This is a genomic window from Georgenia deserti (assembly GCF_042680605.1).
In the GTDB taxonomy this organism is placed as follows: domain Bacteria; phylum Actinomycetota; class Actinomycetes; order Actinomycetales; family Actinomycetaceae; genus Allobogoriella; species Allobogoriella deserti.
In genome coordinates this window covers 79190-106102 of record NZ_JBHUEE010000001.1, presented here as the reverse complement: position 1 = coordinate 106102, position 26913 = coordinate 79190, and the positions used below count along the sequence as shown (strand labels likewise).

Annotated in this window: 26 protein-coding genes; 12 read left to right on the top strand and 14 right to left on the bottom strand. The window is 71.4% G+C overall.

The window, feature by feature from the left end:
• Positions 1-9: 9 nt before the first annotated feature.
• Positions 10-984: a siderophore-interacting protein gene (locus tag ACFSE6_RS00515; RefSeq protein WP_388001753.1), complete on the bottom strand. Its 975-nt coding sequence runs from the start codon at positions 982-984 to the stop codon at positions 10-12.
• The gene (locus tag ACFSE6_RS00510) at positions 981-1964 is read right to left on the bottom strand and encodes an ABC transporter substrate-binding protein (protein ID WP_388001752.1); all 984 of its coding nucleotides are present in this window, start codon (positions 1962-1964) and stop codon (positions 981-983) included. The genes ACFSE6_RS00515 and ACFSE6_RS00510 overlap by 4 nt, the downstream gene beginning before the upstream one ends.
• 85 nt (positions 1965-2049) lie before the next feature.
• On the opposite strand from ACFSE6_RS00510, the gene ACFSE6_RS00505 reads away from it, so the two are divergent.
• The 3 genes from ACFSE6_RS00505 (at position 2050) to ACFSE6_RS00495 (ending at position 5027) form a co-directional block, all read left to right on the top strand.
• On the top strand, positions 2050-3069 hold the full coding sequence (locus ACFSE6_RS00505) for a FecCD family ABC transporter permease (protein ID WP_388001751.1): 1020 nt from the start codon (positions 2050-2052) through the stop codon (positions 3067-3069).
• Between the two features lie 82 nt (positions 3070-3151).
• Positions 3152-4201, top strand: coding sequence for a FecCD family ABC transporter permease (locus ACFSE6_RS00500; RefSeq protein ID WP_388001750.1), 1050 nt, complete (start codon positions 3152-3154; stop codon positions 4199-4201).
• Between the two features lie 55 nt (positions 4202-4256).
• On the top strand, positions 4257-5027 hold the full coding sequence (locus ACFSE6_RS00495; RefSeq protein WP_465254101.1) for an ABC transporter ATP-binding protein: 771 nt from the start codon (positions 4257-4259) through the stop codon (positions 5025-5027).
• A gap of 111 nt (positions 5028-5138) precedes the next feature.
• Here the strand turns inward: ACFSE6_RS00495 and ACFSE6_RS00490 are convergent, their stop codons facing one another.
• On the bottom strand, positions 5139-7253 hold the full coding sequence (locus ACFSE6_RS00490; protein ID WP_388001748.1) for an acyl-CoA dehydrogenase family protein: 2115 nt from the start codon (positions 7251-7253) through the stop codon (positions 5139-5141).
• Between the two features lie 27 nt (positions 7254-7280).
• Positions 7281-8018: a TetR family transcriptional regulator gene (locus ACFSE6_RS00485; RefSeq protein WP_388001747.1), complete on the bottom strand. Its 738-nt coding sequence runs from the start codon at positions 8016-8018 to the stop codon at positions 7281-7283.
• A gap of 80 nt (positions 8019-8098) precedes the next feature.
• On the opposite strand from ACFSE6_RS00485, the gene ACFSE6_RS00480 reads away from it, so the two are divergent.
• The 7 genes from ACFSE6_RS00480 (at position 8099) to ACFSE6_RS00450 (ending at position 16295) form a co-directional block, all read left to right on the top strand.
• The gene (locus ACFSE6_RS00480) at positions 8099-9427 is read left to right on the top strand and encodes an acetyl-CoA C-acetyltransferase (protein ID WP_388001746.1); all 1329 of its coding nucleotides are present in this window, start codon (positions 8099-8101) and stop codon (positions 9425-9427) included.
• Between the two features lie 9 nt (positions 9428-9436).
• On the top strand, positions 9437-10834 hold the full coding sequence (locus ACFSE6_RS00475) for a 3-oxoacyl-ACP reductase (RefSeq protein ID WP_388001745.1): 1398 nt from the start codon (positions 9437-9439) through the stop codon (positions 10832-10834).
• Entirely contained in the window at positions 10831-11793 is a 963-nt protein-coding gene (locus ACFSE6_RS00470) for a MaoC/PaaZ C-terminal domain-containing protein (protein ID WP_388001744.1), read from the top strand. The genes ACFSE6_RS00475 and ACFSE6_RS00470 overlap by 4 nt, the downstream gene beginning before the upstream one ends.
• 485 nt (positions 11794-12278) lie before the next feature.
• Positions 12279-13043 (top strand): MerR family transcriptional regulator, encoded by a 765-nt coding sequence (locus ACFSE6_RS00465; RefSeq protein WP_388001743.1) that lies wholly within the window; start codon positions 12279-12281, stop codon positions 13041-13043.
• A gap of 105 nt (positions 13044-13148) precedes the next feature.
• Entirely contained in the window at positions 13149-13883 is a 735-nt protein-coding gene (locus ACFSE6_RS00460) for a helix-turn-helix transcriptional regulator (RefSeq protein WP_388001742.1), read from the top strand.
• 112 nt (positions 13884-13995) lie between these two features.
• Positions 13996-14562, top strand: a complete 567-nt coding sequence (locus tag ACFSE6_RS00455) for a dihydrofolate reductase family protein (protein ID WP_388001741.1) — start codon at positions 13996-13998, stop codon at positions 14560-14562.
• A 53-nt stretch (positions 14563-14615) separates the two neighbouring features.
• A complete protein-coding gene (locus tag ACFSE6_RS00450; RefSeq protein ID WP_388001740.1) occupies positions 14616-16295 on the top strand; it encodes an ABC-F family ATP-binding cassette domain-containing protein in 1680 nt (559 codons plus the stop codon).
• 10 nt (positions 16296-16305) lie between these two features.
• Here ACFSE6_RS00450 and ACFSE6_RS00445 read toward each other — a convergent pair whose 3' ends face one another.
• The gene (locus ACFSE6_RS00445; RefSeq protein WP_388001739.1) at positions 16306-16935 is read right to left on the bottom strand and encodes a YceI family protein; all 630 of its coding nucleotides are present in this window, start codon (positions 16933-16935) and stop codon (positions 16306-16308) included.
• A 128-nt stretch (positions 16936-17063) separates the two neighbouring features.
• On the opposite strand from ACFSE6_RS00445, the gene ald reads away from it, so the two are divergent.
• Complete coding sequence (gene ald, locus ACFSE6_RS00440; protein WP_388001738.1) at positions 17064-18188, top strand: alanine dehydrogenase; 1125 nt, start codon at positions 17064-17066, stop codon at positions 18186-18188.
• Between the two features lie 26 nt (positions 18189-18214).
• Here ald and purQ read toward each other — a convergent pair whose 3' ends face one another.
• Positions 18215-18916 (bottom strand): phosphoribosylformylglycinamidine synthase subunit PurQ, encoded by a 702-nt coding sequence (purQ, locus tag ACFSE6_RS00435; RefSeq protein ID WP_388001737.1) that lies wholly within the window; start codon positions 18914-18916, stop codon positions 18215-18217.
• Entirely contained in the window at positions 18913-19197 is a 285-nt protein-coding gene (gene purS / locus ACFSE6_RS00430; protein ID WP_388001736.1) for a phosphoribosylformylglycinamidine synthase subunit PurS, read from the bottom strand. Before purS ends, purQ begins: the two co-directional genes overlap by 4 nt.
• Before the next feature lie 151 nt (positions 19198-19348).
• Between purS and ACFSE6_RS00425 the strand changes: the two genes are divergently transcribed.
• Entirely contained in the window at positions 19349-19729 is a 381-nt protein-coding gene (locus tag ACFSE6_RS00425) for a hypothetical protein (RefSeq protein WP_388001735.1), read from the top strand.
• Positions 19730-19790: 61 nt separating this feature from the next.
• Here ACFSE6_RS00425 and ACFSE6_RS00420 read toward each other — a convergent pair whose 3' ends face one another.
• From ACFSE6_RS00420 to ACFSE6_RS00390, 7 genes are all read right to left on the bottom strand, one after another.
• The gene (locus ACFSE6_RS00420; protein WP_388001734.1) at positions 19791-20276 is read right to left on the bottom strand and encodes a CoA-binding protein; all 486 of its coding nucleotides are present in this window, start codon (positions 20274-20276) and stop codon (positions 19791-19793) included.
• Between the two features lie 94 nt (positions 20277-20370).
• Positions 20371-21657, bottom strand: a complete 1287-nt coding sequence (locus tag ACFSE6_RS00415; protein WP_388001733.1) for an O-acetylhomoserine aminocarboxypropyltransferase/cysteine synthase family protein — start codon at positions 21655-21657, stop codon at positions 20371-20373.
• A gap of 43 nt (positions 21658-21700) precedes the next feature.
• Positions 21701-22588, bottom strand: a complete 888-nt coding sequence (locus tag ACFSE6_RS00410) for an ABC transporter permease (protein ID WP_388002338.1) — start codon at positions 22586-22588, stop codon at positions 21701-21703.
• A 2-nt stretch (positions 22589-22590) separates the two neighbouring features.
• On the bottom strand, positions 22591-23637 hold the full coding sequence (locus ACFSE6_RS00405) for an aliphatic sulfonate ABC transporter substrate-binding protein (RefSeq protein ID WP_388001732.1): 1047 nt from the start codon (positions 23635-23637) through the stop codon (positions 22591-22593).
• 61 nt (positions 23638-23698) lie between these two features.
• Positions 23699-24523: an ABC transporter ATP-binding protein gene (locus ACFSE6_RS00400; RefSeq protein WP_388001731.1), complete on the bottom strand. Its 825-nt coding sequence runs from the start codon at positions 24521-24523 to the stop codon at positions 23699-23701.
• Positions 24524-24679: 156 nt separating this feature from the next.
• Entirely contained in the window at positions 24680-25753 is a 1074-nt protein-coding gene (locus ACFSE6_RS00395) for an isochorismatase family protein (protein WP_388001730.1), read from the bottom strand.
• A gap of 20 nt (positions 25754-25773) precedes the next feature.
• Complete coding sequence (locus ACFSE6_RS00390; RefSeq protein ID WP_388001729.1) at positions 25774-26871, bottom strand: fatty acid desaturase family protein; 1098 nt, start codon at positions 26869-26871, stop codon at positions 25774-25776.
• Positions 26872-26913 lie beyond the last annotated feature (42 nt).

Genomic DNA, 26913 nt, shown 5'->3' with positions numbered 1-26913 from the left:
GGAGGGAGTCTACCGGCGTGGTGAGCGCCGGACGCCTGACCGCGGGGCGGTGGGGAACCCGTCGTCGTGGTCGTGATCGTGGTGGTTGTCGGGGTGGCGCGGGTCGTCCTCGGGGATGCGTTCGCGCAGCTCCTGCTCACGCTCGGGGTCGGCGAGCACGGCCTGGACGGAGTTGTCGCGGCCGGCTTTCCAGTAGCCGCCGATGTCACTCTGCTTCTTCCCCACCCCCTGGGCACGGGCCCAGCGGCGGACCGGCTTGATGCAGCCCGCCTCGGCATAGGCCCAGACGTAGGTCCAGGCCTCGTCCGGCAGCGTGAGGGTCTCGGCGAAGTCGCCGAGCAGCCGGGTCGTCCCGGGCGCGGCGCCGTTGCGGTGCAACCAGGTGAGCTCGACGCCGTCGGGGACGCGGAGGTCCTGCTCCTCGGCTGCGTCGGCGACCTCGACGGCGGCCACACCCCGGGCGTCGTCGGGCAGTTCCTCGAGCCAGCGTGCGATCGCCGGAAGCGCGGTCTCGTCACCGAGCAGGACGTGGAAGCCGAAGTCCGGCGACGGCACCAGGCACGGGCGCGGCCCGGCGACCCACAGCGTCGAGCCGATCTCGCAGGTGACAGCCCAGTTCGCGGCCAGACCGCCGTCGTGCACCACGAAGTCGAAGTCGACCTCACGGGCTGCGGCGTCGTACCTGCGCACCGTGTACTCGCGGGTGGGCGGGAAGGGGTGCGGCCAGTGGAGGTGGTCGCCGTCCTGCACCGGTGGGCGGGTGCGGCCGGTCTCCGCGTCGGGGAAGACGAGCTTGCAGTGCTCGTCCGGGGTGTGCGACTCGAAGCCGTCGGCGTTCTCGCCGCCGAGCGTGATCCGCACCATCCGAGGGGTGACGTAGGTGCGGCGCAGCACCGTCAGTTCGCGGATCTTGATGGCGAAGTCGTTCCAGGCGGCCTCGGGTGGTGGCCCGCCCGGTCGGCGCAGGGTGGTCCCGATCGTCATGAGCTCAGCTCCTCGGCGGCGGCGCGCAGGTCCGCGACCTGCTGTTGGGCGGCGTCGAAGGTGTAGACGACGCCGGAGGTCAGGGGGAAGACGTGGCCGGCCTGTGCGGCCGGCAACTGTTGGAAGGACTCCATGTCCAGCACGCTCTGGACGTCCGGTGGGACCGAACCGTCGATGTCGACCTCGTAGAAGATGGCGTCCTGGTCGGCCAGGTCGGCGATGTTCTCGGCCGAGAGCTCGGTGACATACCGCTCGGGATCGTCGACGTAGTCCTCGTTGTAGCCGAACCCCGCGGCGTCGAGCCGTGCGTAGTTGAGAGATTTGGCGGTCGAGACCCAGATCGAGCCGTCGGAGGCGCTGAACGCGGTGACCTCGAGGCCCTCGAGGTCGTGATCGTCGGCGATGGCGGTGAGGTCCTCCGAGAGTGCGGCGTCCCGCTCGTCGAAGTCGGTGGTCCGGCCGACCAGGTCGGCCACGGTGGGGTAGTTCGCCCACACGTCCGGCGGTTCGGCGATGTCCAGGATGACCGTCGGCGCGACCTGGGAGATCTCGTCGTAGTTCATCGTCAGCCCGCCGTTGTCCATGCCGATGATGAGGTCGGGGTCGGCGGCGATCAACTCCTCGATGTCGACGCCCTCCCAGGTGCCGACGGTGGGCACGCCGGCAAGCGGCTCGTAGACTTCGGGCTGCAGCTCGGACGGGAGAAGTTCGCCTTCGAGGGCGGCCACCGGTTCGACCCCGAGGTCGGCGAGGACCACGCCGGTCCGCCACAGGGCGACGACGCGTTCCGGGTCGGTGGGGATCTCCACCTCCTCACCGGTGAACGGCGAGGTGACCGTGCGCGTCCCGCCGTCACCTCCGCCGGCCTCCCCACCATCCTGGGCGGCGGCGCCACCCGTGTCGGCGGCACCGCTGCACGCGGCGAGACTCAGGGCGGTGGCAACTGCGAGCACCGCGACACCCGGGCGGGCCAGCGACATGAAGGCTCCTTCGCGAAAACGTCCGAATTAGATGACTGCACCATGCCGTAATGAATGAAGGCTAACCTAACTTAGACTGCGGCCCGTGCCTTCGTCCGCATCCCGGTCCCGCATCGCCGCCGTGACGGTGGTCTTCGCCGTGCTGCTTGCTCTCGTAGTACTCGCCCTCCTGGTCAGCGTCGCGGTCGGCAACCGGGCGATCCCGCTTCCGGAGATCCTCGCCGCGTTGGCCGGCGACGCCGACTCCTACGACGCCACCGTGATCACCAGTCAGCGTCTCCCCCGCACCCTGGTGGGCCTGGCTGCCGGGGCGGCACTGGGCGCCGCCGGGGCACTGATGCAAGGCCATACCCGCAATCCGCTCGCGGATCCCGGGTTGTTCGGCGTCAACGCCGGCGCGGGCTTCGGTGTCGCGGTCGTGACGTTCGTCCTCGGTGTGCAGGACCCTGGAGCCGTCGTCCTCGCGGCACTGCTCGGGGCCGGCGGCGCCTCGACCCTGCTCTTCGTGCTCGGTCTCGGCTCGCTGCGCGGGAACGCCTTGGTCCTCCTCGCGGTGCTGGGCACCACGTTGTCCGCCCTGCTCAGTGCCCTGACCTCGAGTTTCGTCCTCCTCGACGACCAGACGCTCGAGGTGATGCGGTTCTGGCAGGTGGGCTCGGTGGCCACCCGCGAGGTCTCGGCGGCCTGGCTGGTCCTCCCGCTGGCCGCCGTCGGAATGGCGCTCGCGCTGTGGAACGGCAGTGCGCTGAGCACCCTGGGCCTCGGCGAGGACGTGGCGCGGTCACTGGGAACCGGCGTCGTCCGGGCACGGGTGATCGGGATCGCCTCCCTGACGCTGCTGGCCGGGACGGCGACCGCGGTGTGCGGACCGATCACGTTCGTCGGTCTCGTCGCACCCCACCTGGCGCGGCGCCTGCTGGGTCACGACTACCGGTGGATCGTGCCGGCGTCAGCACTGACCGGGACCGTGCTGCTGCTCGTCGCCGACACGATCGGGCGGATCGTGGCGCGGCCCGGTGAGCTGCAGGCGGGCATCGTCATGGCCGCCGTCGGAGCGCCGGTGCTGCTCGCCATCACCCGCCGACGTCGCCTGGTGGCACTGTGAGGCTGACGAAGGTGCAGCGGACGGTGGGGCGAGGAACGAGACCCGCCGGGAGCGGAGCCGAGGAAGCCGGAGGTCGGGCACTGTGACGAGCACACGGGGCACCGGGGTGCGGCTCGGGCCGGTCGGCGTCCGGCTGCGGCGTCGGCCCGTTCTCGCGGCGACGGTGGTCGGCGCGGCGGTGGTGGCCATCACGCTCGCCGGGTTGCTCACCGGCGCCCTGGCGCTGCCGGTGGACCGGGTGCTGGCCGCGCTCGCGGGGCAGGGCACGAGCGTCGAGGCCCTGGTCGTGGACCGCCGGCTCACGCGCGTCCTGGCGGCCCTGGTTGTCGGAGCGGCGCTCGGCTGCAGCGGCGCCCTGACCCAGACCATCACGCGCAACCCGATCGCCAGCCCGGACATCCTCGGCGTCGTCTCGGGTGCGTCGGCTGCGGCGGTCTGGCTCGCGGTCCGGCCCGAGTCGGCCGAAGTCCTGGGGGTGCCCGCGCACTCGGCATACGGCCCGGCCGCGATCGGGGGCGGGTTCGCTGCGGCGGCCCTCATCCTGGCCCTGAGCTGGCGCGCCGGATTCGACGGGTATCGCGTGGTGCTGGTCGGAATCGGGGTGAACGCCCTCGCCCTGGCGGTCGTGTCGTGGCTGCTCACGCGCGCCGACCTCCAGCAGGCAGCGGTCGCGACCCGCTGGTTGGCCGGCTCGCTCGACGGCGTGCGCAGCGAGGACCTGGCCACGGCCGTGGCCGTGCTGCCCGCGCTGACGGTGTGCGTCCTGCTCGCCGACCGCCTGGGGGCGTTGCGGCTCGGGCGCGACGTCGCCGCCTCCCTGGGGGTGCGGACCGGCCGGACCGAGGCCGTCGCGCTGCTGCTGGCCGTCCTGCTGGCGTCGGTCGCGACCGCGGTCGCCGGCCCGGTGGCCTTCGTCGCGTTCGTGGCCCCGCAGGCGGCCATGCGCCTGTTCGGCACCGCCGGACCACCGCCGCTGGCCGGGGCGATCACCGGCGCCCTGCTGCTCCTCGTCGCGGACAGCACAGCTCAGGCACTGCCCGTCCCCCTGCCCGTCGGCATCATCACCTCGATCGTTGGCGCCCCGTTCCTGCTGTATCTGATGATCCGATCCCTCAGGAGGAGAAGTGCCTGACCGTTCCCCGGCGCTCGAGGCCGGCGCGCTACCCGGGCAGACGAACCGGTGTCCGTTGCGCGCCGTGGGCGTGACCGCGGGCTACGGGCCCCGCACCGTGCTCGACGACGTCGACCTGCAGATCGGCCACGGACGGATCACCACGATCGTGGGGCCGAACGGCTGCGGGAAGTCGACCCTGCTACGCGTGCTCGGTCGGTTGCTCACGCCGCGCGCCGGACACGTCGAGCTCGAGGGCGAGCCCATCCGGTCGCTGCGTGCACGCGAGCTGGCGCGACGACTCGCTCTGCTGCCGCAGTCTCCGGTGGCCCCTGAAGGGATGACGGTCGGCGACCTGGTCGAGAGGGGGCGCCAGCCGCACCGGCCCTGGTACCGACCGTGGTCCACCGTGGACGCGGCGATCGCAGAGCAGGCGATGGCCGCCACCGGGGTGGCAGATCTGGCGGACCGGCCGCTCGAGGAGCTCTCCGGCGGGCAGCGGCAACGGGCCTGGATCGCGATGACGCTGGCGCAGCAGACCGGCGTCGTGCTGCTCGACGAGCCCACGACGCACCTGGATCTCGCACATGCTGTCGACGTCCTCGACCTCGTGGTCCGGCTGCGCCGGGAGGGCAAGACGGTCGTCGTCGTCCTGCACGATCTCGCTCTGGCGGCGCGCTACTCGGATCACGTCGTCGTGATGAAGGACGGCGCCGTGCACGCCGAGGGCGGCCCGGCCGAGGTGCTCGACGCGGGGATGCTCGCCGACGTCTTCGGTCTCCGTGCGCACGTGTTCCCAGACCCGGTCGACGCGCTGCCGACGGTCATCCCGGTCGGTCACGCCTGAACTCCCGGCTCCTGCTCCGTGGCTCGAACGAGGTTGCCGAATCCGTCGAAAAACGCGCGGATTCCGCAACCTCGTTCGGGTGAGCTGCCCACACGTCGGCAGGCGCCCCCGTCAACCGTTGCGGAGCGCCTTCTCGCTGATCGGCTCCTGACCGGCCGCACGGCGCCGGCGCAGGTAGTCCCGGGCCTCGGTTTGTCGCTGTTCCTCGGCCCCTGAGGCGATGGGGACCCGCAGGTGCTCCGGGGTGTAACCGAAGGCATCGACGAGGTCTCGCGCGTGCGGGCGCAGCCGGCCGAGCAGCCGGTCCACATAGCTGGTGACGGTCTTGGCGCGCTGTGCGGACAGCCGCCCTTCGCTGAGGTACCACGCGAGGTTCTTCTCGATCAGGGTGAGCCCGAAGAGGTCGCGCAGGGTGGTGAGCACCTCTCGCGTCACGGAGTCGCGGACGGAGGGCAGCGCAGCGGTGAACGCCTCCCACTGCAGAAGCTCACCGTGCGCGCGCGCCGCCTCGATGAGCTGGTGCTGGTGCGCGTTGAACAGGGCCGCGGCCTCGGTCGGCGGAGCCTTGCGCGCCGGGCGGAGCGCGAGCGCGATCTCCTCGACCATCGCCTCGACGCGGTCCTCGAGCAGCTCACGCTGGGTGTCGGCCTCGCGCAGGTGACCGGCCGAGCGGGCCCGTGAGCCGGAGTCCCGGATCGACTGCGCCGTACGCCGCAGCGGGGTGCGGTGCAGCGTCATGTCGGCCGCCCGGTCGGCGACCCACCGGACGGCGCCGGCGATGTCGACCTGGGCCATCTCCTTTCCGTAGTCGGTCAGCAGCCGTTTGCCGACGAGCTGCAGCAGGACGTTGTTGTCGCCCTCGAAGGTGGCGTAGACGTCCATGTCGGCGTGCAGCCCGGTGAGCCGGTTCTCCGCAAGATAGCCGGCGCCGCCGCAGGCCTCGCGGCACTCCTGCAGCGCCTCCAGCGCCAGCCAGGAGTTGATCGGCTTGGCGGCGGCGGCCAGCGTCTCCAGGTCCTGGCGGTCCTCGTCGGTGTCGTGCTCGCCGGAGAAGACGCCGTGGAAGCGTTCGAGCAGCTCGGCGTGGGCGAAGGTGGCGGCGTAGGAGCGGGCGAGCAGCGGCAGCAGCCGGCGCTGGTGCTGGCCGTAGTCGAGGAGGACCTGTTCGGTGTGCTCGTCGGCCGTGGTGAACTGCCGCCGTTCGGTGCCGTACCGGATTGCGATGGCCAGCGCCATCTTCGTGGCGACGACGCAGGCCCCGGACAGCGAGACCCTGCCCTGGACCAGCGTGGAGAGCGTGGTGAAGAACCGCCGCCCCGGGCTCGCGATGGGCGAGCTGTACGTCCCGTCAGGGGCGACCTCGCCGTAGCGGGCGAGCAGGTTGGTGCGCGGGATGCGGACGTGGTCGAACCAGAGCCGGCCGTTGTCGACGCCGTTCAGCCCGCCCTTGTGTCCGTCGTCCTCACCGTCGACGCCCGGGACAAAGCGCAGGGTGCCGTCCTCGGCGCGCTCGCGGATCGGGACGTAGAACGCGTGCACGCCGTGGTTCACCCCGTGGCTGATCAGCTGGGCGAAGACGACGGCGGCGATGCCGTGCTGGCCCGCGTTGCCGATGTACTCCTTGCGTGCGGCCGTGACCGGGGTGTCGATGACGAACTCCTCGGTCTGCGGGTGGTAGGTGGCGGTGGTGCCCAGCGCCGCCACGTCCGAACCGTGACCGATCTCGGTCATCGCGAAGCAGCCGGGGACGGTCAGGTCCATGATTCCCGGCAGGAGTCGTGCGTGCTGCTCCTCGGTGCCGAGGTTGGCGACTGCGGAGCCGAAGAGTCCCCACTGCACGCCGGCCTTGATCTGCAGCGACGGGTCGGCGACGACGAGCTCCTCGAACCCGGCGAGGTTGCCGCCCGGGTCAGCGCCACCACCGACGGCTGCGGGGAAGCCGCGGTTCGGCTGCCCGCGCTCGACGAGCAGCCGGGTCTGATGCATGGTGCGCTCGCGGTGCTCTGGCGTGGGCAGGCCCTCGATCTTCTGCATGTCCTCGGCGAGGGCGAGGTCTCGGGAGGCCCGGCGCAGTTGCCACCAGCGTCCGTCGAGCAGGCGGCCGAGGGCCGGAACGTCGATGCCGGCAGGGGCACCGGCGCGCGGCGGGCTGTCCGCAGTGGGCGTCCGGGTGGAGGTCCGTCGACCTGTTGGGGCGCGGTTGCCGGCGGTGGGGGTGGTGGTCATAAGCTTCTCCGGTTCGACGGTGGAGCCTCAGGCTCCGGTGGTGGCGTTGCGGGCCCGGCGGAGGACGCCGACGGCGCCGTCCCAGAGCCAGTTGGTCAGGTGGTCGGCCAGTGCCTCACGGTCGAGGTCGGTGGCCGGTGCGGCCGGGTCGGCGGTGTCGACGCGGTCGCCGAGCCAGACGTCGACGGCGCCGCGCACCAGGCCGACGACGCCCGCCGCCCAGAGTCGTGCCGCGATAAGCGTGTCGGGGTCGACCTCCGCCCGGGCCGGCGCCGCACCGTCGTCGAGGTCCCCAGTCAGGGCCGGGAGCAGGGCGTCCACGACGAGATCGGCCACGTCGCCGGCGAAGCCCCGCACCTCACGCGCGGTGGCCTCGGGCCGGGTGACGAACGCGTAGACGTGGGGCGAGGCGTCGACCATCTCGAGATAGACGCGAACCATGGCGGCGATCCTGGCGCGTGGGCCACGTGCCGCCGCGGCGGCGTCCTCGATGGCCGCGCGCATGCGGCCCAGGACGGCCTGTCCGACGGCGACCTGGAGGCCGGTCTTGTCGGTGAAGTAGCGGTACAGGATTGGCTTCGAGGTGCCCATGTGACCGGCGATGTCGTCCATGGACACGTCCGGTCCCAGGTCATGCACGGCACGGCGGGCGGCGCGGACGAGCTCGGCGCGGCGGGTCGCCCGGTGGCCGGCCCAGCGCGCGGTGCGGCCGTCGACGGTCGGAGCTTCGCCGTCGGCCGCGACGGCGTCTGAGGTGATCGGCATCACGTAACTGACAGTATCAGGTACTGTGCGTAACAAGGAGCAATGCTCCTCCGACCCCGAGAGAAACGCAGGACGACGACGTGACGACGACTCCCGACACCCCGCCCCCGGCTCGAGCGGCCATCGTGGGCTCGAACCGCATCCCGTTCGCCAAGGCCGGCAGCGCGTACGCCGCCGCCTCCAACAAGGACATGCTCACTGCCGCCCTGGAAGGCCTGGTCGCCCGGTTCGGCCTGGCCGGCGAGCGCCTGGACGAGGTGGCCGGCGGTGCGGTGCTCAAGCACTCCCGGGACTTCAACCTCGTCCGCGAGGTCGTTCTCGGCTCCTCGCTGGACCCGCGCACGCCCGCCTACGACGTGCAGCGCGCCTGCGGCACCGGTGTGGAGGCGATCATCGGCGTGGCCAACAAGATCGCGCTCGGACAGGCCCAGGTGGGCGTCGGCGGGGGCGTGGACTCCACCTCCGACGCGCCGATCGTGGTCTCCGACCGTCTCCGCCGTGCGCTCCTGAGTGCCTCGCGCGCCAAGACGTGGCAGCAGCGCGTCAGGGCCTTCGCCGGCGTCCGCCCCGCCGACCTGACCCCGGTGGCACCGGATGTCGCCGAGCCCCGGACCGGCCTGAGCATGGGCGAACACCAGGCGCTGACCACGGCCCGCTGGGGCATCACTCGGCAGGCGCAGGACGAACTGGCGCTTGCCTCGCACCAGAATCTGGCGGCCGCCTACGAGCGCGACTTCTTCGCCGATCTCATGACGCCGTACCGCCGGCTGACACGGGACGAGACGCTGCGACCGGACACGTCGATGGAAAAGCTGGCGAAGCTCAAGCCGGTGTTCGGCACCCGCAACGCCGAGGTCCCGGCCACCATGACGGCCGGCAACTCGACGCCGCTGTCCGACGGTGCCTCGACCGTCCTGCTCGCCTCGGACGCGTGGGCGAGCGAACGCGGGCTGCCGGTGCTGGCTCACGTGGTCGATGCCCAAGTGGCCTCGACGGACTTCGTCTCCGGCGACGACGGGCTGCTCATGGGCGGTGCCTACGCGATCCCGACCCTGCTCGCCCGCAACGGCATGCGCCTGCAGGACTTCGACCTGGTCGAGATCCACGAGGCGTTCGCTGCGACGGTGCTGACCACGTTGGCCGCCCTGGAGGACGAGGAGTTCTGCCGGCGGCAGTTGGGCCTGGACGAGCCGGTCGGCGGCATCGACCAGGCTCGTCTCAACGTGACCGGGTCCTCGGTGGCCGCCGGTCACCCGTTCGCCGCCACTGGCGGCCGGATCGTCGGGACGCTGGCGAAGCTGCTGCACGAACGCGGCGACTCCGAGGTCCGTGCCGGGAAAGCGCGCGGACTCATCTCGGTGTGCGCCGCCGGCGGTCAGGCCGTCACGATGGTCCTCGAAGCGGCCTGAGGAGCGGGCATGAGTGACACCTATCTCGAGCTGGTCAACTCCGGGCCCGCCGCGGCCGTGGCCAAGAAGCTGGGCCTCCCGCGCCCGGCGCCGTTGCGCCGCACCGACGCCGACGCCGTCGACCAGCCATTGACCCCCGGGCCGGTCCTGGTGCTCTCGGACTCCGCCTCGACGGGCGAGGCGGACGCCGTCGCAGCGGATCTGCTGAGCTGGGACCTCGACGTGCGCCGCGACACCCGGCTCGGTGACCACGACCGGTGGGGCGCCGTCGTCGTGGTCCTCACCGGCTTGACCCACCCCGCGCAGCTGTCCGAACCCGCCCTGACGCTCGGCTCGGTACTGCGCAAGCTCGCGCCGAGCGGCCGGGTCGTGACGCTCTCCCGGACGGCTCCGCCCGCGCTCGCCGCGCCGTCCGGCGACGACGTCGATCCTGCGCCGGCCGCGGCCCGTCACGGCGTGGACGGCTTTCTCCGGTCGGTGGCCAAGGAGCTACGAGCAGGAGCCACCGGCAACGGCCTGGTGCTGGCCGACGGTGTCGAGGTCTCGTCCGTCTCGGTCCGCGGCGGATTGCGGTTCCTGCTCTCGGCCCGGTCCGCGTTCGTCGACGGCCAGCTGCTGACCGTGGGCACCGACGCCGGCACCGAACCGGCCGACTGGCGTCGCCCGCTGACCGGTGCCGTCGCGGTCGTGACGGGGGCGGCGCGCGGTATCGGCGCCGAGGTCGTGCGCGTGCTGGCCCGGGACGGCGCCCAGGTTCTCGGGGTCGACGTGCCCGCGGCCGGCGAGGCGCTCAGCGCCGTGATGAACGCGGTCGGGGGTACGGCCCTGCAGCTCGACGTCACCGCCGACGACGCCGCCGACCGGATCCTCGACGTGGCCCGTTCGCGGTTCGGCCACCTCGACCTCGTGGTGCACAACGCGGGGATCCTCCGCGACAAGCTGCTCGCCAACATGACGCCGGAGAAGTTCGAGGCACTGCTTGCCGTCAACATCGCGGCACCGCTGCGGATGAACGAGACGTTCGCGGCTCCGGGGACGCTCGGCGGACAGGCGGTCGCTCCGCGGATCGTCTCGCTCGCCTCCACCTCGGGAATCGCCGGCAACCGTGGGCAGACGAACTATGCGGCGGCGAAGGCCGGCATCATCGGGATGACCCGGGCCCTCGCCGGCCCGATGAGCCGCACGGGCGGGACGGCCAACGCCGTCGCCCCGGGCTTCATCGAGACGGATATGACGGCGACCGTGCCGGCGGTGGCGCGGCAGATCGCCCGCCGGACGAGCTCGCTGCAGCAAGGCGGCCTGCCGGTGGACGTCGCCGAGGCGATCGCGTTTCTCGCCTCACCGCAGGCCGGTGGGATCAACGGCCAGACACTGCGGGTGTGCGGGCAGATGGTGGTGGGCCAGTGAGCGCGGGGCGCCCGGTGGGGCCGACCGGGCCGGACGGCGGAGGACCACAGAGCACGGGGCCGGGCCGGGACACCCCGCCGGCCGGCTACCGGGAGGAACGCCTGCGCGAGATGCCGTCCCTGCCGGCGCTGTACGCCCGGGCGGTGGCCCGCACGGGCCGGCTGGTGCTGGCCACGATCCCGGCGCGTGACCTGCCACCGGTGGTCCTGCGCGTCGACGGCGTCCGTGCCGATCCGACGCGACTCGCGGAGTATCAGCATCTGGTGGGTGAGCCCGGGACGGACAACCTGCCCGCCGGGTTCGTGCACGTCACGGCCTTCCCGCTGGCGATGGCGATCATGGTCCGAGAGGACTTCCCGCTCGGTGTGCTGGGCATGGTCCACGTGGCGAACCGCGTGGAGGTCCGCCGCCAGCTCACCCTCGACGACGTCCTGACCGTGCGGGCCTGGGCCACCGGAGCGCGGACGCACCACCGCGGCGTCACGGTCGACCTGGTCGTGGAGGTCTCTGCCGGCGACGAGCTCGCCTGGCGTGGGGTCTCGACCTACCTGGCCAAGGGACGCCCACCCAGGGGGCTGACCGTCGCGGAGGCGGCACCACGGAGTGAGCCGGCCCGCCCGCCGTCGACCCCGACGGCCCTGTGGCGGCTGACCCCACGGGAGACGAGCAGGTACGCGGACGTCTCCGGGGACAGGAATCCGATCCACGTCTCGCGGCTGGGCGCACGCCTGTTCGGCTTCCGCCGCCCGATCGCCCACGGGATGGACACTGCGGCGCGCGCCCTGGCCGGTGCGCCGGCGCGGCTGCGCCGGGCGCCCCTGGTGTGGACGGTCGAGTTCGGCAAGCCCGTGCTGCTGCCGACGACGGCGGCCTACGCCGTCGGGAAGGACGGCACCTTCGTCGTGTGGAACCGGCGCTCAGGCGGCGTCCACGCATCCGGAACCGTACGACCCCAGTGACGGTGCGAGCGCGCGGACGAACCTGGGGATAACTGCCCGGATCGGCGCCGTTCCCCCGCGCCGGCTGGGGATATCCACCGCTCACCGAGGTGCGGCCACCTCCCGTGAAGCGGGTCACAGCGTAGGTCCACGACCTGCACCGTTGGGTGCCATGTCCGCCCGCGTTCACCCGTTGGTCAGAGTTATCCACCGGCCATGTCCACACCCTTGTGCACATACACACAGAATGGCCGATCTTCCTGTGGACACGGCCCACCCCTCCCCGCCCACTCGTCAATCCTGCGCCCACTCGTCATTCCTGCGCCCACTCGTCAACCCTGGGCCCACTCGTCAATCCTGCGCCCAGTCGTCAATCCTGTGCGGCGAGTCACATGACGCTTCTTTCAGCGCCCTTGCGCTTGACGTAACGTCAACCGGAATGGTGGTTCCCGATCCGGTCGAGACGCACCGGCCATCAGGCAGCACAAGGAAGGACGTGATGACCCATGAGCGAGTGGTCGATCCACCAGATCACCAAGCTCACCGGCACCACGAGCCGGACCTTGCGGCATTACGACCGGATCGGCCTCCTGCACCCATCGCGGACGGGGCACGGCGGTCTTCGGCACTACGACGAGGACGCGCTCGTGCGGTTGCAGCGGATCCTGCTGCTCCGCGAGCTCGGGCTCGCACTGTCGACGATCGCCGAGGTCCTGGACGGCACTCAGGAGACCACTGAGGCATTGCGGACCCACCTCGCCCTCCTCGAGCAGGAGCGCGACCGGGTGGAACGCCGCATCGCCTCGGTACGGACCACCATCGAGAAACGAGAGGCAGGTGAACCCCTCATGGCGAACGAGATGTTCGACGGGTTCGACCACACGCAGTACAAGGACGAGGTCGTCGAGCGCTGGGGCGCGGACGCTTACGAGGCCGGCGACAGCTGGTGGCGCGGTATGAGCGAGTCCGAGCGCGCGACGTTCCGTCGGCGCACCGAGGAACTCAACCAGGCCTGGGCGCTGGCCGCCGGGCGCGGCGCCGACCCGGCCGGCACCGAGGCGCAGGAGCTCGCCCGGCAGCACGTCGAGTGGCTGGCCGGCATTCCTAGCACGCCCAGGAACGGCGAGAGCCCGGCACGTGAGTACATCCTCGGGTTGGGCGACATGTACGCCGCCGATCCGCGGTTTGCGGCGAACTACGGCGGATTGGGCGGGGCCGAGTTCGTACGCGAAGCCCTGCGGGTGTACGTCGATCGTCACGTCCCGGCGTGATGTCCGGTCGGTCGCGGGCATGCCTATGCTGACGCTCATGCCTGCGACCGACCAGGTCGGCGACGAGCGACCGCCGGTGCCGATCCCGACCCTTGGCACGGAGCGGTGACGGTGATCATCGATGCCGAGCACCGCCCGTCCGACTCCCCGTTCGTGGAGAGGGTGTGGCGCGGTCGCGTCGACGGCGTCGCCCTGATGACGTCCGTCGCCGCCTCGAGTTGGGAACTCGTGGTCTCGCGGGAGCGCGGCCGCCTGCAGGTCGTGGCACGCGGACCGGAGACGGCAGCGAGCACGGTAGCCACGACACCGGACTCGACGTCTTTCGGGATCGTCTTCGCCCACGGCGTCGCGATCTCGTCCATACCCGTCACACGACTTGTCGACGCCGAAGCATGCAGTCCGCACGTTACGGCCACATCGTTTCTGTTGGCTGGTGACCGGTGGGAGTTACCCGACTTCGATACAGCCGAGATCCTTGTCGACCGCCTGGTCCGCCGAGGCCTGCTCATTCGGGACCCACTGGTGGCCGACGCCATTGCCGGCGAGGCCTCTCGGCACGGCCTGCGCACGGTACAACGCCGTGTCGTGGCGAGTACCGGGCTCACACTAGGCGCGATCCGTCGGATCGAACGCGCCAGGCAAGCCGCGCTCCTCCTCCGGGAGGGCACCCGCCCGCTCGACGTCGTCCATCGACTGGGCTATTACGACCAGCCACATCTCGCCAGGTCGCTCCGCCGCTTCATCGGGAGGACAGCAGGTGAGCTTCGCACGGGCGTCACGAGTCAGTCAGGCCAGGCACTGTCGCTGCTGTACAAGAACGCCGCCTGGGAGCATCCGTAATCTCTGTCCGGAACCCACCGGCCGTCGACGACCACCGCAGCCACGGAAGCGCCATGACGGTGCCGATGTCTTTACGGCCTGTGGTGGCCGAACACGCGCGAAGGAGAATGACGTGGGAAGAATCGTGGTGACCGAGTTCGTGTCCCTGGACGGTGTCGCCGAGGCGCCGGGCGGCGAGCCGTTCCGGCATCCGAGCTGGAGCTTACGGTTCGACCGTGGTGACGACGGTGAGCAGTTCAAGACCGACGAAGCTCTCGGCGCTGCCGCATTGCTCCTGGGTCGACGCACGTACGAGTCCTTCGCGGGCGCGTGGCCGCATATGGATGGTCCGCTGGCGGAGAAGTACAACTCCATGCCCAAGTTCGTCATCTCGCAAACGCTCACCGAGCCGACGTGGCACAACACCACGGTGCTCTCCGACGGCGCCATCCCCGGCGCTGCGCAACTGCGAGAACGGGTCGACGGCGAGATCCAGGTACCCGGCAGCCTCACGCTCGTCCCCGACCTGTTGGACCACGACATTGTCGACGAGATCCGGCTCATGACGTTCCCGGTCCTTCTCGGCACCGGTCGGCGACTGTTCGGCGAGATGTCCGACCTCACGGCGTGGCAGCTGACCGACTCTCGGGTCGTTGGAGACGGGGTTCTCCTCACCGTCTATCGACGAAGGCACCGATAGCGACCGCGGAATCCGGTGGACGAACGCCGGGGGAAACTCCGTACTCTCACGGCATGCCCGCGACCCTGCATGCTGCTGACCTCGGCGCGGCTCGCGGGCCGAACCGGCTCTTCTCCGGGCTGACGGTCACGGTCGCTCCAGGCGACGTATGGGGCCTGGTCGGCGCGAACGGAGCCGGCAAGTCCACGCTGCTGACGATTCTCGCCGGCCTGCCCACCACGGCCGAGATCGACGGCCGGGTCACGCTCGCCCCACCCGAGGCCACCGTCGGCTACCTCGCCCAGGAACCCGAGCGCCGGCCCCACGAGACGCTGCTCGACCTGCTGCGCCGTCGTACCGGGGTCGCCCAGGCCACGGCGGCCATGGACGCCGCTGCCGGCACGATGGCCGACCACCCGGACGACGCCGCGGCGGCCGACAGCTACGCCGTCGCCCTGGAGCGGTGGCTGGCCCTCGGGAGCGCCGACCTCGATGACCGGGCGGGCGCCGTCCTCGCCGACCTCGGGCTCACCGTCGACCTCGACGCACCGACCACGGCGCTCTCCGGCGGGCAGGCGGCCCGCGCCGGGCTGGCCGCGCTGCTGCTCTCCCGCTACGACGTGCTGCTCCTGGACGAGCCCACCAACGATCTGGACCTGGCCGGCCTGGAGCGGCTCGAACGGTTCGTCGAGGACAACCGCACCCGTACGCCGATGATGGTGATCAGCCACGACCGCGAGTTCCTCGCCCGGACGGTCACGGGCGTGGTCGAACTCGACCGTGCCCAGCAGCAGATCACCGTCTTCGACGGCGGATACGAGGCCTATCTCGCCGAGCGGGAGATCGCGCGCCGGCGCGCGCGGGAAGCGTACGAGGACTACGCGGACAAGCTCGGCGCACTGCACGAGCGCATGCAGACCCAGCGGCAATGGGTGGACAAGGGCGTGCGGAACGCCCGCAGGAAGGCGTCCGACGGCGACAAGCACATCGTGCACCGGAACGTGGCACGCAGCGAGAAGCAGGCGGGCAAGATCAGCCAGACCGAGCGGGCGATCGAGCGGCTCGAGGAGGTCGAAGAACCGCGCAAGGAGTGGGAGCTGCGTCTGTCCATCGCCCGAGCGCCACGGTCCGGGACGGTCGTGGCGACCGCCGACTCCGCCGTCGTCCGGCGCGGGACCTTCCGGCTGGGACCGATCACCACACAGATCGACTACGGCGACCGTGTGGTCCTCACCGGCGCGAACGGATCCGGCAAATCCACGCTCCTCGCCCTGCTGCTCGGCCGCCTCACGCCCGACGACGGCCGCGTCTCACTCGGGTCCGGTGTGGCGGTCGGCGAAATCGACCAGGCCCGTGCGGCATTCGCGGGCGACGAATCGGTCGCCGAGACGTTCGGGCGTCTCCTCCCGGGCTGGGCGGAGGCGCAGGTGCGGACGCTGCTGGCCAAGTTCGGACTCGGTGGGCAGCACGCGCTCCGGCCGGCCGCGTCCCTCTCCCCCGGCGAGCGCACCCGCGCGGCACTGGCCCTGCTCCAAGCCCGCGGGGCCAATCTGCTCGTCCTCGACGAGCCGACGAACCATCTCGACCTGCCGGCGATCGTTCAGCTCGAGCAGGCCGTCGAGTCCTTCGACGGCACGGTCCTGCTCGTCACGCACGACCGTCGGATGCTGCAGAGCGTCCGGGCGAACCGTCGCTGGGAGATGACGGCCGGGAGGCTGACCGAGACGCTGGTCTCGGCCGACGGATCGAGGTGACCTGGGGCGGTCAGACGCCGGTGGGCTCCTCGCCCGCCGTTTCGCCATCCGCCGGCTGGCCGCCGTCGGAGGCCGCGTCGTCCTCCTGCTTGACCGCGCTGATCTCCAGCTCGAGGGTGATCTTCTCCGAGACCAGGACCCCGCCGGCGTCCAGCGGCATCTGCCACTCCAGGCCCCAGTCACGACGGTCGACGCGGCGCGTGCCCTCGAAGCCGGCGCGCAGGTTGCCCATCGGGTCGCGCTGGACGCCGGTGAGCTCGATCGGCACACCGACCTGCTTGGCGATGCCCTTGATCGTCAGTTCACCGACGGCGAGGTAGGCGTTCTCGCCCACCTCGTCGATCGTGGTCGACCGGAAGACCATCTCCGGGAACCGCTCGGCGTCGAAAAAGTCCTCACTGCGCAGGTGCGCGTCGCGGTCGGCGTTGCGTGTGTCGACGCTCGCGGTGCGGACCCGCACCTCGACGTGAGCGTCCAGGCCGCTCTCGGCACTGGCCGGCGCCACCTCGATCCGGCCGTCGAAGTCGTTGAAGGACCCGCGCACGCGGGTCACCATGGCGTGCCGGGCGGAGAAGCCCAGGCGGGTGTGCGTCGGGTCGAAAAGCCAGGTACCACGCAGAGACTGGTCCGTCTCGGTCATCGTGTCTCCTCCGCCGGTCGGCGACCGGCACTCGGTCCCGGCACGTGAGGGTCGTCCCGGGCGGGCCTACACTGCGCAGCAGCGGTGGCCACTCGGCGGCCCATCCTGGCACAGAGGGCGGTGATGACGTGAGAGTCGCGGTCCCGCGCGAGATCAAGGACAGCGAACAGCGGGTGGCCATCACGCCGGCCGGAGTGCACGAGCTCACCCGCCACGGGCACGAGGTCCACGTCGAGGCGGGCGCCGGCGTCGGCTCGGCGATCTCCGACGACGACTACGCCGCGGCGGGTGCCCGGATCGTCCACGGCGCCGACGAGACCTGGGCCGCCGGCGAGCTCGTCCTCAAGGTCAAGGAGCCCATCCCCGCGGAGTACCACCGGCTCCGGGAGGGGCTGGTCCTGTTCACCTACCTCCACCTCGCCGCCGACCGCCGGCTGACTGAGGAACTGCTCGCGCGCCGCGTCACGGCCGTGGCGTACGAGACCGTCGAGCTGCCCGACCGTTCCCTCCCGCTGCTGGCGCCCATGAGCGAGGTGGCCGGCCGACTCGCCCCGCAGGTCGGCGCACACACCCTGATGAGCCCGCAGGGCGGGCGCGGTGTCCTCATGGGTGGCGTGGCGGGCGTGCGCCCGGCGCGCGTGGTGATCATCGGCGCCGGCGTCGCCGGCATGAACGCGCTCGCCATCGCCGCCGGGATGCGCTCGGAGGTCGTGGTGCTCGACAAGGACATCGGTAAGCTCCGACAGGCCGGCGCGCTGTTCCCGTGCCGGACGATGGCGTCGAACGCCCTCGAGATCGAGCACGCGATCGCCGACGCCGATCTCATCATCGGCGCGGTGCTCGTCGCGGGCGCGCGGGCCCCCAAACTCGTGAGCAACGAGCAGATCTCCCGGATGAAGCCCGGCAGCGTCGTCGTCGATATCGCCGTCGACCAGGGCGGCTGTTTCGAGGACAGCCGCCCGACGACGCACACCGAGCCGACCTACCGGGTGCACGGCACGCAGTTCTACTGCGTGGCGAACATGCCCGGGGCGGTCCCGCACACCTCGACGTACGCGCTGACGAACGTGACGCTGCCCTACGCCGTCGAGCTCGCCGAGCACGGATGGCGCGCGGCCATGCGTGAGGACCGCGCGCTGGCCTTGGGCCTCAACACGCACGACGGCGCTCTGACCTGCGAACCGGTGGCGACCGCCCACAGTATGGCGCCGACGTCACTGACGGACGTCCTGGGCTGCGGCACCGCCGGCTGACGCGCCCGCCAGGCTCAGTCAGGGACTCAGGCCGAGACGAGCGCCCGGACCGCAGAGGTGAACAGCCCGAGCCCATCGGTGCCCGAGCGTGGTGCATCCGCCATGTCGGGGCCGAACCCGGGCTCAACGGCGTGCTCGGGGTGGGGCATGAGGCCGACGACGTTGCCGCGCTCGTTCGTCACGCCGGCGATGTCGTGCAGCGACCCGTTCGGGTTGCCGCCCTCGTAGCGGAAGACCACCTGACCCTCCTCCTCCAGACGCCTGAGCGTGGCGTCGTCGGCCACGTAGCCGCCCTCGCCGTTCTTCAGCGGGATGGTGATGACGTCACCGGCGCTCAGCTCGCGGGTCCAGGCGGTCGCGTTGTTGACGACCCGGAGTTGCTGATCGCGGCAGATGAAGTGCTGGTGGTCGTTGCGGATGAGCGCGCCCGGCAGAAGGTGTGCCTCGCACAGGATCTGGAAGCCGTTGCAGATGCCGAGCACGGGGAGGCCGCGGCGGGCCGCCGCGACAACCTCGGTCATCACCGGTGAGAATCGGGCGATCGCGCCGCAGCGGAGGTAGTCGCCGTAGGAGAACCCGCCCGGCAGGACGACGGCGTCGACACCGTGCAGATCGGCGTCGGCGTGCCAGAGGGCGACGGCCTCGGCGCCGGCGAGCCGCACCGCGCGCTGGGCGTCACGGTCGTCGAGAGAACCGGGGAAGGTGACGACGCCGATCCGAGCGGTCACGCCTCGACCCCGGCGGTCTGCGCGGCGTCCGCCCCGGTGAGCTCGTAGACGCCGACGACGTCCTCGATGATCGGATTGGACAGGGCGGTCGTCGCGGCGTCGCGGGCTGCGGCGAGATGCTCCTCGGTAACCGGGCCGTCGACGGTGAGCGTGAACCGCTTGCCCTGCCGGACATCGGTCACGGCGGTGTGCCCCAGGCGGTGCAACGCTCCGACGACGGCCTTGCCCTGCGGGTCGAGGATCTCCTGCTTGGGCATGACCTCGACGACGATGTGACCCACGTGTAGCTGCTCCTGGATGGACGGCGGCGGCACTCGCAGTCTACTGCCGCCGAAGGTGCCTGCGGGGTCCGATTCCTGGCGAGGGCCGTGTGGTGCGGTACGGCCTCGCGGCACTAGCCTGGGACGGGACCGCGTGGGCGAGGTGGTGCTTGTGCACTCGAGTGAACCCGCTGAGGTTCTCGCACGTCTGCGTGAGCTCGACCGAGGCGAGCGCAACGAGGTGTTCTCGGCGGTGAACTCCGGCCGTGCGGTTCGTGATCCCCAGCTGGCCCCGCTCGCCACGGCGTACGCCCGGCTCTATAGCGAGACCGGCGGGGTTTTTCTCCTCCGGCAGTGGTGGGTGCTCGCCCTCCTGGGGGTGTCGTTCATGGTCATGATGCTGAACGAGTCGTGGATCGCGTTCGGGGTGATGACCGTCGCCTTCACGGCCGGCCTGATCTTCTCGCAAAGCCGCCTGCCTGCCGTACGTCGCGCCGAGACGCTGAACTCCTCGGCCGGGGCGGGAGAGGTCGAGGACGGCGCACTGGACTGATCGTCCGGCACACCACTGACCAGTCGGCACACGAGTGACGAGTGGCGTGCTGGGGGGTGGGTCAGGCGGGGAGCTGACGTTTCGACGAGATGACCCCGGTGTTGAAGCCCGCCAGATGCAGGCCGCCGTGGAAACGGGCGTGCTCGATCTTCAGGCAACGGTCCATGACGACGGTGATCCCGGCGGCCTCGGCGTCCCGGGCGACCTCCTCGTGCCATGAGCCGAGCTGCAGCCACAGCACCCTCGCCCCGACCTGTTCGGTCTGCTCGAGCACCGCGGGGAGGTCCTCGTGACGGCGGAAGACGTCGACGATGTCGGGCACCTCGGGCAGGGCATCGAGTGACGGATAGACCGGCCGGCCGAGGATCTCGCGCTCCCGGGGATTGACGAAGTAGACCCGGTACGGGGAGTCGGCCAGGAGGTAGGTGGCGACGAAGTACGAGGCCCGTTCGGGCTTGGGTGAGGCGCCCACGATCGCGACCGACCGGGTTCGGCGCAGGATCGCGAGCCGCTCGAGCGCGGACGGTCCCTGCCAGGTGCGCGTCATCGTCATCCTCCTATCGAAGCACGCCGACGCTGACCGCCACCGCTGGTGTCCGCTCCGGCGAACTCGGACCGTCCGCGGCATGACGTCCCACCCGTCAGGCCCCCGCGGCGGTCAGCGCCTGGTCGAGGTCCCACAGAATGTCCGCGACGTCCTCCAGACCCACCGAGATACGGATGAGGTCCTCGGGCACGCCGGCGGTGACGAGCTGGTCGGCAGTGAGCTGGCGGTGGGTGGTCGAGGCCGGGTGCAGCACCAGCGTGCGGGCGTCGCCCACATTGGCGAGGTGGCTCGCCAACTGCAGTTCCTCGATGAAGCGGGCGCCGACCTCGCGACCGCCGCGGACACCGAAGGAGAACACCGAGCCGACGCCGTGGGGCAGGTAAGTCCGAGCACGCTCGTGGTGGACGTGACTGGCCAGCCCGGCGTGGTTGACGTACGCGATGCGTGGATCGGCCTCGAGCCACTCGGCGACGGCCTGGGCGTTCGCGACGTGCTCGTCCATCCGCTGGGGCAACGTCTCCACGCCCTGGAGCAGCTGGAACGCGGCCTGCGGTGTCAGGGCGGGACCGATGTCACGCAGCTGTTCCGACCGCAACTTCATGAGGAAGCCGTACTCGCCGAAGTTTCCCCACCAGCTCACGCCGCCGTAGGAGGGCACCGGCTCAGTCATCTGCGGGAACGTGCCGTTCGCCCAGTCGAAGCGGCCGGACTCGACGACGACGCCGCCGAGCGTGGTGCCGTGTCCGCCGAGGAACTTCGTCGCCGAGTGCACGACGATGTCGGCGCCGTGCTCGAACGGACGGACGAGGTACGGCGTGGTCAGCGTGGAATCGATGATCAGCGGCAGCCCGGCCTGGTGGGCGACGTCGGCGAGACCCGCCAGATCGGCCACCTCGCCGGAGGGGTTGGCAACGGTCTCGGCGTAGACCGCCTTCGTCTCCGGCCGCAGGGCGGCGCGGTAGTCGGCGGGGTCGGTGCCCGGCACGAAGGTGGTCTCGACCCCGAAGCGGCGCAGCGTCACGTCGAGCTGGGTGACCGTGCCGCCGTAGAGCTGGGACGAGGCGACGATGTGGTCACCGGCGCCCGCGAGCGCGGCCAGGGTGATGAACTCGGCGGACATACCCGACGCCGTCGCGACCGCGCCGATGCCGCCTTCCAGCGAGGCGATGCGTTCTTCGAACGCGGCCACCGTGGGGTTGCCGATCCGCGAATAGATGTTCCCGAACTTCTGCAGGGCGAAGAGGTTGCCGGCGTCGGCGACGTCGGAGAACACGAACGACGTCGACTGGTAGATGGGCACCGCACGCGCGCCGGTGACCGGATCAGGGATGCCTCCGGCGTGCAGGGCCCGGGTACGGAATCCGAACTCGTGGTCGTTCACGGCCCTACCCTCGCATCGTTCTGCGGCTACGCGCCCACGCGTCTCAGGCCCACCGCCGGATGGCCCAGCGCTCGAAGAGGCCGAGCAGCGCGTCGCTGACCTTGCCCAGGACGGCGAGCAACACGATGGCAAGCAGCAACCGATCGACCCGGCCGTTGTTCTGGCTGTCGGTGAGCAGGAAGCCGAGCCCCATCGAGGAGGCGAGCAGCTCCGCGGCCACGAGGAACAGCCACGCCTGCGCAAGAGCGAGCCGCAGGCCGGAGATGACGGCCGGGACGACGGCGGGCAGCTGGACGGTGGTGAACAGCCGTAGGCCACGCAGACCGAAGGCGCGACCGGCCTCGACGAGCTGGCGGTCGACGTGCCGCAACGCCATCGAGACGGTGGTGAAGACCGGGAAGAACGCGCCGATGGCGATCAGGGTCACCTTGCTGTCCTCCCCGATCCCGATCCACAGCAGCAGCAACGGCACCCACGCCAGTGAGGGCACGGCGCGCAGCGCGCCGACCGTGGTCGAGAGCAGCGCGTCGGCGAGCCGGGACAGGCCGAGCAGCGAGCCGAGGGCCAGGCCGGCTGCCGCCCCGAAGGCGAAACCGAGCATGACCCGTTGCGCCGAGATCGCCACGTGGTAGCCGAGATCGCCACGCTCGATCAGCTCTCCGGCTGCGGCCAGCACGGACAGCGGGCCGGGCAGCGTGACGGGGTCGATCCACCCGGACACCGACGCCACGTGCCAGGTCGCGAGGATGGCCACCGGCACGGCCAGGCCGAGCAGCACAGCTCCCCGCCGGCGTCTCGCCGCAGGTGCCGACCGCCCCGGGGCGTCAGAGGGGCCGACGCCGTCCGGTTCGGGCGCCGGGCGGGTCCGCCGGGTCCGCGACCCGACCTGCGAGGCGCGCGCGTTCGCCTCTCCGGGGCCGTTCAGTGCCAGCGTCACGGCGCCTGCCCCACGACGTCGGCGACAGCCTCCGGGTCGGCCTGCCGGACCCACGAGTCGTCCAGCAGGTCCGCCAGCGCCTCGTCGATCTGCTCCTGGGAGGCGACGTCCCCGGTCTCGACGAGCATCGGGCCGATCGTGGTCAGAACCTCGAGCTGGGCAGGCCCCGGCGCGCCGTCCACGTCCAGGTTGCTGCGCTCGGTGATGACCTGCTGCGCGAGGGAGAGATCGATGCCGGCGTCCTCGGCCAGGATCTCAGCGGTCTCCTCCGGGTGCTCGGCCGCCCAGGTGCGGGCGTACTCGTAGGTATCGACGACGACCTGGGCCACCTCGGGCGAGTCCTCGAGGAAGTCCTCACGCGCGTTGAGGAAGCCGTAGGTGTTGAAGTCGACGTTGCGGTAGAAGAGCTCGCTGCCGTCCTGCTCCGCGTCGGCCATGATCGGGTCGAGCCCGGCCCACGCGTCGACTGAGCCGTTCTGCAGGGCGGTGTTCCCGTCGGCGTGCTGGAGGTTCTGGATCTCGACGTCGGCCGGGTCCACGCCGGCCTCGAGCAGCGCCTGGAGCAGGAAGAAGTACGGGTCGGTGCCCTTGGTGGCGGCGACCGAACGGCCGGCTAGGTCGGTGACCTCCTCGATGCCGGACCCGGGGTCGGTGACCAGTGCCGACCACTCCGGCTGGCTGTAGATGTCGATGGTGCGGATGGGTGAGCCGTTGGCGCGGGCGAGAAGCGCGGCCGAGCCGGCCGTAGAGGCGACGTCGGCCTCTCCGGAGCGGAGCAGCTCGTTGGCCCGGTTCGATCCCGCGGACTGGACCCAGGTGACGTCCACGCCGTCGTCGGCGAGCGCTTCCTCGAGCCAGCCCTGGTCACGGATGACCATGCTCAGCGGGTTGTAGGTCGCCCAGTCCACGACGAGCTCGTCCCCGTCGCTCGGGCCGGCCGAGGCATCGGCGGCGTCCTCGGCCTCGCCGGCCAGACAGCCGGAGAGCGGGACGACGACGGTGAGCGCGGCCGCTGCGGCGGCCGTGAGGCGGGTGGATCTCATCGTGTGACTCCGGTTTCGGGTGGTGGTGGTCTCAGGTGGCCCGTCGCGGACGGTCGGCCCATCAGTGGCGATGGCTGTCGACGCCGAGCGACTCCAGCAGCTCGCTGCGCAGCCGGGCGAGCTCGGCGGAGCCGCGGCTGCGCGGTCGGTCGCCGGGCACGGTGAGGGAGCGGATGACGCGGGCGCCGGGGCCGTCCGCTGCGGTGCCGAGCACCACGACGCGGTCGGCGAGCTGGAGCGCCTCGTCCACGTCGTGGGTGATGAGCAGCACCGTGGTCGGGGCGGCCTCGTGCACCTCGAGGAGGAGGTCCTGCATCCGCAGCCGGGTGAGTGCGTCGAGGGCGCCGAACGGCTCGTCCAGCAGCAGGACCCCGGGGCGCCGGGCCAGGGCGCGGGCGAGCGAGGCCCGCTGGGCCATGCCGCCGGAGACCTCGCGGGGCCGGTGGCCGGCGTGGGCGCCGAGTCCGACGAGGTCGAGCAGGTGCGCGACCTGGTCGCGTCCGGCGGCGCGGTCGGTGCCTCGCGGCAGTCCGACGGCGACGTTCGCGGCGAGGGTGCGCCACGGGAGCAGGCGTGGCTCCTGGAACGCGACGGCGCAGCGCGGATCCGAGCCGGTGACGACCGTGCCGTCGATCCGCACCGCTCCGCCTGTCGGCGCGTCCAGTCCGGCGGTCAGGCGCAGGAGCGTCGATTTCCCGCATCCGCTCGGTCCGAGCACCGCGACGATCTCGCCCGCGGCGAGGTCGAGGTCGATGCCGCCGAGGACGGTCTGGGTCGCGCTCCCGGCGCCGAATACGCGTTCTATCCGCTCGTAGGACACGGCGAGCGCCGGCGCCGCCTCGCCGCGGTCCTGCCCGGTGCGGGCCAGGGACAGTTGCGCCGTCATCGCGTCCTCCTCCGATCGCCTCGCGCCTACCGTGGCGCAGCGGCGAGCGGCGAGGTCGGCCGGATCCGGGCCGTCCCGATTCCTGAGACGACGGTCCACATCGCAGGCCGCCGGGGCCGGCGGCGGTCGAGCCGTCGCGGGCGGACCCGCCCGGGCTTACGGTCGCGCGGTGATCAGGCGCGACGTCGTCGTCAGCGTGATCTGCGGGGAGTATCCGGCCATGATCTCCAGCGCCTTCCGGTGCGCGTCGGCGTCCGAACCGGCGCAGGCGTCGGCGACGATCTCCACCCGGGCCCCGGCGTCGGCGGCGGCCAGGGCGGTCGAGAGGACGCAGCAGTCGGTCGCGACGCCGGCGAGCCTCAGATGCGGTGTCGGTCCGGTGACCGTGGACAGGGCGGGGGTCCACTTGCCGAACGTGGGCTCGGCGACCACGGGTCCGCCGAGGTCGGCGAGGGCGGGAACCACCTGGTACAGCTCGTGATCGGCGGGCACGAACGCGAACGGGTACTCGGCGTAGTAGTCCTCCCACGAGCCCATCGGTTTGGTCGGCGCGATGAACCGCGTCGTGACGACGCGCTCTGGGTGGGCGTCCGCGAGGCGGCGGACCGGGTCGATGATGGCCGGGAAGCCGGGTGCCGTCCACGGACTGTCGGTATCGGCGAAGACCCGCTGCGGGTCGATGACCACGAGCCAGGGACGGTCGTCGTCGCCGCGGTGCCGTCCGGCCTCCCACTCGCGCCGCAGGATCGCGTACGCCACCGAGGTCAGTGCCGGGCCCTCCTCGACCGGCCAGGACTCGCGGTAGGCGGCTTCGAGGGCGAAGCCGGCCTTGACGAACACGGCGCGCATCGCGGCGTTGTCCTCGCGGGTCTGTCCCTCGAGGCGGTTCACGTCGAGCGTGGTGAACACGTGGTCCGCAATCGCCCGGACCGCGGCCGTACCCAGACCCAGGCCGCGGTGCTCGGCGGCGAGGCGGAGGTCGAACAGGGGCGTGTCGTCGTCGAGGTCCTCCAGCACGGCGAGGCCGACGCGTCCGCGGTCCTGGCTCTCGAGCCAGAAGGTGGCGTGGTCGGCGCCGTCGAACCGGCCGGATGCGATCGCGTCGGCGACCTCCTCGCGGGTCCGGCGCCGGCCGACGTGGAACGGCCACTCGTGGCCGGTGAGGAAGTCGATGAGCGCGTCACGGTCGGCGCCGCGCACGTCCGCCGGCACGAGGGTCACGGTGGGCATGGCCCGATGGTAGGCCGGGCTCAGGTCCGGTACTGGCTGGCCAGCGGGCAGGCCCACACGTCGAGGCCGCCGCGTCCCACGCGGTTGATGTGCTCGGTGACCGCGGCGTAGGCGCGACCGATGGACATCTCGGTGTACCGGACGCCGCGCTCCTCACAGTACTGACGCACCAGCGGCGCCACCTTGCGCAGTGACGGCCTGGGCATGGACGGGAACAGGTGGTGCTCGACCTGGAAGTTCAGGCCGCCCATGAACGTGTCGACCCATCGGCCGCCCGTGACGTTGCGGCTCATCAGCACCTGACGGCGCAGAAAGTCGATCTTCATGTCCGCCGGCACCACCGGCATCCCGATGTGGTTCGGCGCGAAGGACAGCCCCATGTAGAGGCCGAACACCAGGAGCTGGACGGCGAGGAAGACCGCCGCCTTGTCGGGCGAGAGTACGAGAAAGACGAGGGTCACCGTGCCGCCGAGGCGCACGAGGATGAAGGAGAGCTCGACCCAGCGGCGCTGGACCGGTCCGCGGCTCAGGACCCGCCTGAGGCCGTGGACGTGGAGGTTGGCCCCTTCCAGGAGCAGCAGCGGGTAGAAGAACCACCCTTGCCGGGCGGTGAACCAGCGGCTGACCGGGTGTGTGCGGCGTCGCGCGCCCTCGCCGGTGAACGCCACGACCTCGGACTCGATGTCCGGGTCGGCCTTCAACTTGTTCGGGGCCGCGTGGTGTTTCGAGTGCTTCTTGTTCCACCAGCCGTGGCCCATGCCGGCGAAGAGGTTGATCACCACCAGTGACGTCCACTCGTTCCACCGGCCGGACCGGAAGATCTGGTGGTGTGCGGCGTCGTGCCCGACGAACGCGATCTGCGTGAGCAGCAGCGCCAGGGCGACGGCGGTGACTATCTGCCACCACGTGTCGCCCAGGTGGACGAAGCCGACGGCGAGGCCGACGCCGGCGGCCGTCAACCCGATCAGCTTGGACCAGTAGTAGCCGTAGCGCCGACGCATGTGCCCGGATTCGCGGACCTGCGCCATGAGCGCCTTGAAGTCGCTCACATGGCGGTCACGCGGACGCGCGGGCGAGGGGGTCGGAGGGGCGGTGGGCGTGTGGAGGGTTTGGCTCATGGGCCGCCACCTGACGTCTGAGGACAGCGACGGGAGCCGCTG